Origin of the sequence: Thiemannella venezuelensis, assembly GCF_014203605.1 — a bacterium.
Taxonomy (GTDB): Bacteria; Actinomycetota; Actinomycetes; order Streptosporangiales; family Streptosporangiaceae; genus Planomonospora_A; species Planomonospora_A venezuelensis.
Window position 1 is genome coordinate 98,010 of the sequence record NZ_JACHJJ010000029.1, and the last position, 8,212, is coordinate 106,221.

8 protein-coding genes are annotated in these 8,212 nt (G+C 72.8%); 6 read left to right on the forward strand and 2 right to left on the reverse strand.

Going from position 1 to position 8,212, the window contains the following annotated elements; genetic code table 11:
• The first annotated feature begins 103 nt into the window (after positions 1-103).
• Together FHS22_RS31730 and FHS22_RS31735 are read left to right on the forward strand one after the other, a co-directional pair.
• Positions 104-1,024 (forward strand): ABC transporter ATP-binding protein, encoded by a 921-nt coding sequence (locus FHS22_RS31730; protein WP_184947856.1) that lies wholly within the window; start codon positions 104-106, stop codon positions 1,022-1,024.
• A 2-nt stretch (positions 1,025-1,026) separates the two neighbouring features.
• The gene (locus FHS22_RS31735) at positions 1,027-1,755 is read left to right on the forward strand and encodes an ABC transporter permease (RefSeq protein WP_184947857.1); all 729 of its coding nucleotides are present in this window, start codon (positions 1,027-1,029) and stop codon (positions 1,753-1,755) included.
• Positions 1,756-1,887: 132 nt separating this feature from the next.
• Here FHS22_RS31735 and FHS22_RS31740 read toward each other — a convergent pair whose 3' ends face one another.
• Positions 1,888-3,000, reverse strand: a complete 1,113-nt coding sequence (locus tag FHS22_RS31740) for an acyl-CoA dehydrogenase family protein (protein WP_221474367.1) — start codon at positions 2,998-3,000, stop codon at positions 1,888-1,890.
• A 106-nt stretch (positions 3,001-3,106) separates the two neighbouring features.
• Positions 3,107-4,234 (reverse strand): acyl-CoA dehydrogenase family protein, encoded by a 1,128-nt coding sequence (locus tag FHS22_RS31745; protein ID WP_184947858.1) that lies wholly within the window; start codon positions 4,232-4,234, stop codon positions 3,107-3,109.
• A 76-nt stretch (positions 4,235-4,310) separates the two neighbouring features.
• Between FHS22_RS31745 and FHS22_RS31750 the strand changes: the two genes are divergently transcribed.
• The 4 genes from FHS22_RS31750 to FHS22_RS31765 form a co-directional block, all read left to right on the forward strand.
• Positions 4,311-5,099, forward strand: a complete 789-nt coding sequence (locus FHS22_RS31750) for an SDR family oxidoreductase (RefSeq protein WP_184947859.1) — start codon at positions 4,311-4,313, stop codon at positions 5,097-5,099.
• Between the two features lie 15 nt (positions 5,100-5,114).
• On the forward strand, positions 5,115-5,732 hold the full coding sequence (locus FHS22_RS31755) for a TetR/AcrR family transcriptional regulator (protein ID WP_184947860.1): 618 nt from the start codon (positions 5,115-5,117) through the stop codon (positions 5,730-5,732).
• Positions 5,733-5,742: 10 nt separating this feature from the next.
• Complete coding sequence (locus FHS22_RS31760; RefSeq protein WP_184947861.1) at positions 5,743-6,906, forward strand: acetyl-CoA C-acetyltransferase; 1,164 nt, start codon at positions 5,743-5,745, stop codon at positions 6,904-6,906.
• A gap of 140 nt (positions 6,907-7,046) precedes the next feature.
• Positions 7,047-8,212, forward strand: a 1,166-nt coding sequence (locus FHS22_RS31765; protein WP_184947862.1) for a GGDEF domain-containing protein, incomplete at its 3' end; no start/stop codon positions are given.

Genomic DNA, 8,212 nt, shown 5'->3' on the forward strand with positions numbered 1-8,212 from the left:
GTGACCGGAAGGCGGTTTAATCGGGGATGGAAGAGCCTCAGTGTTTCTTTATCGAGACATACGGCAGCAGACATGAAGCGGCACTTTTGCGATAGTCGAAGTCATGGCTGATGCGGAGAAAACAGATGCGGCGGTGAGCCTGAAGGGCTTGCGTAAGACCTTCGGTGAAGTGCGGGCGGTCGACGATCTGACCCTGAACATCGCGCCGGGCGAGGTGGTCGCCCTGCTGGGGCCGAACGCGGCGGGCAAGACCACCACGATGGAGATGCTGCTCGGCCTGACCACTCCGGACAGCGGGGAGATCGAACTGTTCGGCAGGAGCCCCCGCCGGGCCGCGGCCGACGGGCTGGTCGGCGCGATGCTCCAGTCGGGCGGTTTCCTGGGCGAGATGACCAGCCGGGAGATCGTCCAGGTGATGGCCGCGCAGTACCCGAAGGCGATGAAGGTGGACGACGCCATCGCCCGGGCCGGGGTCACGAAGTACGCCAAGCTCAAATACAGCGGGTTGTCCGGCGGCCAGAAGCAGCGGACGCGGTTCGCCGCGGCCCTGGTGTGCGACCCCGACCTGCTGGTGCTGGACGAGCCGACCGTGGCGATGGACGTGCAGAGCCGCCAGGAGTTCTGGGCGGCGATGCGGGACTACACGACCGCCGGGCGGACCGTGGTGTTCGCCACCCACTACCTGGCCGAGGCGCAGGACTTCGCCGACCGCGTGGTGCTGATGCGGCATGGAAAGATCGTCGCCGACGGCTCGGTGGACGCGGTCGTCGCCAAGGTCGACGGGCGCACCATCAGGGCGACGGTCGAGGGGGCCAGCGTCGAGCTGCTGAACGCCCTGCCGGGAGTGGGCACCGCCCAGCTCCGCGGTGAGCAGGCCGAGCTGCACTGCTCCGACTCCGACGCGGCGCTGCGCGCGCTGCTGGCGGACCATCCCCGCGCACGTGACATCTCGGTGACGGCGATGTCGCTGGAGGACGCGTTCGTGGCACTGACCGCCGACGAACCGGTCATGGAAGAGGTGTGACCATGGGTACGTTGATCTGGACCGAACTCAAGGTCCTCTCCAGGTCGGTCGAGTTCCTCGTCGTCACCATCGCGTTCCCGATGGTGTTCTTCCTCGTCATGTCGGAGGTCTTCGGCTCGTATCGAGCCGGCGGACTGGACATGGGCACCTACATGATGATCAGCATGGCGGCGTTCGGCGCCATGTCGGTGGCGTTCGCCGTGGGTCCCCGGGTCGGCCTGGAGCGACAGGCCGGATGGAACAGGCAGCTGCGGCTCACCCCCCTGCCGGGTTGGGGCTACGTCGCCGTCAAGATCGCAGTGGCGATGATCCTGACGCTTCCGGCCGTGCTGCTGGTCTTCCTCTCCGGGCTGCTGGTCAAGGGCATCGAGCTCACCGCCGGGCAGTGGCTGGCGATCGTCCTGTCCTGCTGGATCAGTTCGCTGCCGTTCGCCGTGCTCGGTCTGCTCATCGGGATGGCCGTCAAGCCGGAGTCGGCGCAGCCGCTCGGCCTTGCGGTCTATCTGCCGATGGCCATGCTCGGCGGACTGTGGATGCCGGTGGACATCCTGCCGGGTTTCATGGCTTCGCTGGCCAAGGCGCTGCCGAGCTACTGGCTCGCGGAGATCACCCGTGACCGGCTCACCGGGGTGGCGCTCGATCTGCTGGGCGTCGGGGTGATGGCGGCGTGGTTCCTGGTCGCCCTGACCTTGGTGATCGGCCTCTACCGCCGCGACGCGGCCAGGGTGTAGGCGGAGGCTCCGGGGGCGGCGTCCCGCGCCGCCCCCGGATCGACTCACGAGGCCGCGGGCGGTGGTTTCGGCCAGCGCGGCGGTGGCCGCGTTGTCGCCGATGCGCCGAGGGACTCGGCGCCTCCCGCCGCGTCACGGCCCTCCGCCGGAACCCCGGCCTCCCGTGAGGGAGGCGATCAGGCGGGCGCGGTGCTCGGCGGGCGAGCCCCAGGCCGAGCGCAGCGCGCGGGCCTTGCGGATCCACAGGCTCAGGTCGTACTCGTCGGTGTATCCGATGGCGCCGTGCACCTGCAGGGCGGTCCTGGCCGCCGCGTAGGCGGCCTCCGAGGCGGCCGCCTTCGCCGCCGAGACGTCGCGCGCGAAGTCCGGCGAGCCGTACGCCAGGGCCGCGCCGTGCACCAGAGGGCGGGCGTACTCCAGGTCCACGAGCACGTCGGCGAGCTGGTGCTTGACCGCCTGGAACGCGCCGATCGGCTGCCCGAACTGCCGCCGGGCCCCGGCGTACTCCACCGTGGCCTCCAGCAGCCGCCGTCCCAGCCCGACGAGCTGGGCGGCGCAGGCCAGCGCGCCCAGGCCGAAGGCCGCCGAGGCCGCCGCCCGCACCGCCGGGCCGGAGGCCAGGACCTCTCCGGCCTCCGCCGTGTGCGCTTCCGCCGGGCCCGCTCCCACCGGGAACAGCCGCCGCGACGGGTCCAGCGAGCCCCGGGCCGTCCCCGGGGCCGCCACGCGCAGCCCGTCCCCGTCCACCGCCAGGACGAGGTCGGCGGCGTCGGCGTCCAGCGCGTACGGCACGGCGGGAGGCAGCGCGAGCGAGACGACGGCCGTGCCCTCGGCGATCCGCGGCAGCCACGCGGCGGCGAGCCCGTCTCCGGAGTCACCGTCTCCGGAGTCACCGTCTCCGGAGTCACCGTCACGGGTCTCCCCGGCGCCGGGGCCGCCGCGGAGCCGGGCGAGCAGCTCGGCGGCGGCGACGGTCTCGGCCAGCGGTCCGGGTACGGCGTGCCGCCCCAGCTCGTGGAAGGCGGTCACCAGCTCCACCGGGAGCGGGCCGGCCCCGCCCGCCGACTCGGGCACCGCCAGCGCGAAGACCCCGGCGTCGGCGAGCGAGCGCCACAGCGCCAGGCCCCTGTCCGGCGCCCCTCCGGCCCAGGCGCGGATCACCTCCGGGGTCCCCGTCCCGGCCAGCAGCTTGTGCAGGGTCTCGCCGAACAGCCGCTGCTCGGCGTCGAGGATGAACTTCACCATCGCCTCCCGGTCCTGTCGTGTCGTGCCGGCGCCCCCAGCGCCCCCAGTGTCCCCACCGCCCCCGCGCGCCCTCCCGCGGTGGCCGTCCGCGCCGTCCGCGCCGTGCTCACCGGGCCGTCCTGGGCAGGCCGAGCACGCGTTCGGCGATGACGTTGCGCTGGATCTCGTTGGTCCCGGCGTAGATCGGCCCGGCGAGGGAGAAGACGTAGCCCTCCAGCCACTCGCCCTCCAGCTCGCCGTCCGGGCCCAGCAGGTCGAGCGCGGTCTCGTGCAGCGCCAGGTCCAGCTCCGACCAGAAGACCTTGTTGACGCTGGTCTCGGCGCCGACGTCGTCGGTGCGGGAGACGGTCTCGAAGCCCTTCAGCCGGTAGGCGCGGGCCCTGATCCAGGCGTCGGCCACCCGGTCGCGCAGCGCGGTGTCGTCGGGGTCGGCGCGCTCGCACCAGAGCGCGACCAGCCGGTCGGCGGCGGCCGTGAACCGGCCGGGGCTGCGCAGGGTGAGCCCCCGCTCGTTGCCCGCGGTGCTCATCGCGACCTTCCAGCCCTCACCCGGCGCGCCGATCACGTCGGCGTCGGGCACGAAGACGTCGTCGAAGAAGAGCTCTGCGAAGGCGGGCTTGCCGTCGAGGCGGCCGATCGGGCGGCGGGTGAGCCCCTCGGCGTCCAGGGGGAACATCAGGTAGGTCAGGCCGTGGTGCCGTCCGGCACCGGGATCGGAGCGGAACAGGCCGAATCCCCGGTCGGCGAAGGCCGCCCGCGAGCTCCACGTCTTCTGCCCGTTCAGCAGCCAGCCGCCGGGGGCCGGGGTCGCGGTGGCGCGCAGCGCGGCCAGGTCGCTGCCCGCGCCCGGCTCCGACCAGGCCTGCGCCCAGATCACCTCGCCGGAGGCCATCGGCGGCAGGACCCGGCCGAGCTGCTCGGGGGTGCCGTGCCGGAAGAGGGTGGGGGCCAGCAGGTTGATGCCGTTCTGGCTGACCCGGCCGGGCGCCCCGGCCGCGTAGTACTCCTCCTCGAAGACCAGCCACTGGAGCGGGCTCGCGTCCCGCCCGCCGTACGGCTCCGGCCAGGAGACGACCGACAGGCGCGCCCCGTGCAGCTCCCGCTCCCACGCGCGGTGCGCGGCGAACCCCTCCTCGGTCTCCAGCGAGGGCAGGGGAGCGGCGGGGACGTGGGCGCGCAGCCAGTCCCGCACCTCGGCGCGGAACGGTTCCACGGACGACAGGTCGAGATCCACGGAGCCGGCCCTCCATTCTTTCTAACAACTGTTTGGTAGAGTAAATCATGTGCGGCCGCCGAATAGAGGAGAGAGCGTGACGGTTCCCCGCGTCCCCGCCTACGTCCCGGGTCACGGCCTGCTGCGCGGCCGGGTGGCCGTGGTGACCGCCGCCGCGGGGACCGGCATCGGCGGCGCCTGCGCCCGCCGCCTGCTGGAGGAGGGCGCCCGCGTGATGGTCAGCGACGCCCACGAGCGGCGGCTCGCGCAGGCCCTGGCCCTGCTGGAGAAGGAGTTCGGCGCGGGCGCGGTGGCCGCCGCCGGCTGCGACGTGACCTCCGAGGAGCAGGTCCGGAACCTGTTCGCGCAGGCCGAGGAGCGCCTCGGGCCGGTGGACGTGGTGGTCAACAACGCCGGGCTCGGCGGTACGGCCAGGCTCGTCGAGATGACCGACGAGCAGTGGAACCGGGTGCTCGACGTCACGCTGAACGGCACCATGCGCTGCACCCGGGCCGCGCTGGCGCTCATGCAGCCCCGGGGGCGCGGAGTGATCGTGAACAACGCCTCGGTGATCGGCTGGCGGGCGCAGGAGGGGCAGGCGCACTACGCGGCGGCCAAGGCCGGGGTCATGGCGCTGACCAGGTGCGCGGCCGTCGAGGCGGCGCCGTACGGCGTGCGGGTCAACGCGGTGGCGCCCTCGCTGGCCATGCACCCGCACCTGGCCAAGGTGACCACCGAGGAGCTGCTGGCGGAGCTCACGAAGAGGGAGGCGCTGGGACGGTACGCGGAGCCGTGGGAGGTCGCCAACGTTATCGTCTTCCTCGCGAGCGACTACTCCTCGTACATGACCGGAGAGATCGTCTCCGTCTCCAGCCAGCACCCCTGAGAGGTCTGCCCCGCGATGAGCCCACGACGCCGAGACTCCGAGAGCACCGCCGCCGCCCGCGCCGAGCGCCGGGCCGAGCTGCTCGCCGCGGCGGCCGAGGTCTTCGCCTCGCGGGGCTACTCCGCCACCACGGTCCGGGAGGTCGCGGACGCGGCGGGCATGCTCGGCGGGAGCCTCTACTACCACTTCGACTCCAAGGAGTCGATGGTCGACGAGATCCTGTCGACGTTCCTCACCGACATGTGGGCCGCCTACGACCGGGTGCTCGGCTCCGGTCTCGGCTCGCGGGAGACCTTCCGCGCCCTGGTCGCCGAGTCGTTCCGGATGATCGACACCTACCGGCCGGCGGTCGTGATCTACCAGAACGAGTCCAAGCACCTGGCGCAGAGCCCGCGCTTCACCTACCTGGCCGACTCCCAGCGGCGGTTCCGGGAGATGTGGCTGGCGGTGCTGGACCGGGGAGTCCTGGACGGCGTGTTCCGCGCCGACCTCGACACCGGCCTGATCTACCGGTTCATCCGCGACACCGTCTGGGTGGCCGCGAGCTGGTACCGGGGCGACGGCCCGCTGAGCGCGGACGAGATCGCCGGGCAGTACATCGTGATGGTCCTGGAAGGGATCCTGTCGACCTGAGGAGACGTCGATGGCCTTGACGACAGCGGAGGCGTACATCGTCGGTGCGGTGCGCACCCCCGTGGGGCGGCGCGGCGGCGGCCTGTCCGCCGTGCACCCCGCCGACCTGGGCGCGCACGTGCTGAAGGAGCTGATGTCGCGCACCGGGGCCGACCCGGCGGCGGTGGAGGACGTCGTCTTCGGCTGCGTGGACACGCTCGGCCCGCAGGCCGGGGACGTCGCCCGCACCTGCTGGCTGGCGGCCGGCCTGCCCGAGGAGGTGCCGGGTGTCACCGTCGACCGGCAGTGCGGCTCCTCCCAGCAGGCGGTGCACTTCGCGGCGCAGGCCGTGCTGTCGGGCACCGCGGACCTGGTGGTCGCCGGCGGCGTGCAGAGCATGTCCCAGGTCCCCATCGGCTACGCCATGACCGCCGGGCAGGCGCTCGGCTTCGGTGACCCGTTCTCCGGCTCGAAGGGCTGGCGGGCCCGCTACGGCGAGCAGGAGATCTCCCAGTTCCGCGGGGCCGAGATGATCGCCGAGCACTGGGGCCTCTCCCGCGCCGAGATGGAGGCCTTCGCCTACGAGTCGCACCGGAGGGCGGCCCGGGCGGTCGACGAGGGGCGCTTCGCGGGTGAGACCGCGCCGCTGGAGGGCGTCGAGCACGACGAGGGGCCCCGCAGGGACACCTCGCCCGAGAAGATGGCGGCCCTGAAGACCCTGGTGGACGGGGGGCGGCTGACCGCGGCGATGGCCTCGCAGATCTCCGACGGCGCGGCGGCCCTGCTGATCGCCTCCGCGGAGGCGGTGCGGGTGCACGGCCTGCGGCCCCGCGCCCGGATCCACCACCTGTCGGCACGCGGCGAGGACCCCGTCCGGATGTTGTCCGCGCCGATCCCCGCCACCGCGTACGCGCTGAAGAAGGCCGGCATGGTGATCGGGGACATCGACACCGTGGAGATCAACGAGGCGTTCGCCCCGGTCGTGCTGGCCTGGCTGAAGGAGACGGGAGCCGATCCGGCCCGGGTCAACCCCAACGGCGGCGCGATCGCGCTGGGCCACCCGCTCGGCGCCACCGGGGCCCGGCTGATGACCAGCCTCCTGCACGAACTGGAGCGCACCGGCGGCAGGTACGGCCTGCAGACCATGTGCGAGGGCGGCGGCCAGGCCAACGTGACCGTCATCGAACGCCTCTGATCCCCGTCCCGGAGGGCTCCGCGCGGGCCGGCGGGGCGGTCCAGGACTCCCGGCGTTTTCCATCAACTGTCCATCCTGCCTGCCGATACAGGTATTTACCGGACTTCATGGAGGGAACCGGCTAGCCCAGGAAAGAGATCATGACCCAGACCTCTCCCGCAGCGGTACGCGTCCCCGGATCGCACCGTGCCGGTCGTTCCCGTGCCTGGCTGGTCTTCCTCCTACTGGGCGGGCTGGTGGCCGTGGCGGTCCCCTTCGCGGCGGGCCTGTCGCCGGTCGTGGACGTGCTGGCCTGGGTGCTCCTCCCGGGAGCCGCGGCCGTGGCCGTCGTGACCGGGATGCGCCGCCGCCGGACCGCGTCACGGGCCTGGCGGCTGATCTGCGCCGGCCTCCTGATCACCCTGGTGGCGACCATCGCCGGCTGGGGCATCGGGTGGACCTGGCTGGGGAGCCCCCTCCTGCTGGCCGCCTACCAGCTCAGCACCCTGGCCGCCTACGGGCTGTCGCTGATCGCGCTGGTCCTGCTGAGCCTGCGGGCCACCGGCTCGCGGGGGGCGGCGCTGCTGGACGCCGGGATCATCACCGTCGGCGTGGCCATGCCGCTGTGGGCCTTCTTCATCGACCCCATCATCCACCGGGACCCGGACATCGGCCCCGACCTCGCCTTCGCGCTGGCCCTGCCGGTCATCGACCTGTTCATCGTCGGCCTCGTGGTGCGGATGGCGCTCGACCACGGCCGCGCGCCCTGGCTCAGGCTGCTGAGCGCCTCCTACGTCGCGATGTTCTTCTCCGACGTCGTCTACCTGCTGAACCAGGCCTCCGACCAGCTGTACGGGGCCATCTCCACGGCCTGCTGGCTGGCGTGGTCGGTCCTGGTCGGCTCGGCCATGCTCCACCCCAGCGTCGCCTTCGTGCGCCGGAGGCCGTCCGCCGCCGGCGGGCGGGTGCGGGGGACGATGCTCCTGGCGCTGGCGTTGCTGAGCCCGCTGGTCTCCGTCCTGGGCCAACTGCTCATCCACGCCGACCTCACCCCCCACCCCCACAACGGCATCGTGGTCACCGCCCTGACCGTGCTCCTGGCCGTCCTGCTGGTCCTGCGCCTGAGCACCGTCGCCCGCATCGCCGAAACCCAGGCCGCCGACCTGTCCACCGCCCTGCACCAGCAAGAAGTCCTCCAGCGCAGCCTCTCCCACCGCGCCTGCCACGACCCCCTGACCGGCCTGGGCAACCGCACCCTGCTCGGCGAGACCCTGCAGGGCGCCATCGCCGAACACACCGCACACCCCGACCGGCCCGCGCCCGCGCT

Bases quoted from the DNA above. Each gene is read 5' to 3' on its own strand.
- FHS22_RS31730 (WP_184947856.1), top strand. From the start codon at position 104: ATGGCTGATGCGGAGAAAACAGATGCGGCGGTGAGCCTGAAGGGCTTG.
- FHS22_RS31735 (WP_184947857.1), top strand. From the start codon at position 1,027: ATGGGTACGTTGATCTGGACCGAACTCAAGGTCCTCTCCAGGTCGGTC.
- FHS22_RS31740 (WP_221474367.1), bottom strand. From the start codon at position 3,000: ATGGTGAAGTTCATCCTCGACGCCGAGCAGCGGCTGTTCGGCGAGACC.
- FHS22_RS31755 (WP_184947860.1), top strand. From the start codon at position 5,115: ATGAGCCCACGACGCCGAGACTCCGAGAGCACCGCCGCCGCCCGCGCC.
- FHS22_RS31760 (WP_184947861.1), top strand. From the start codon at position 5,743: ATGGCCTTGACGACAGCGGAGGCGTACATCGTCGGTGCGGTGCGCACC.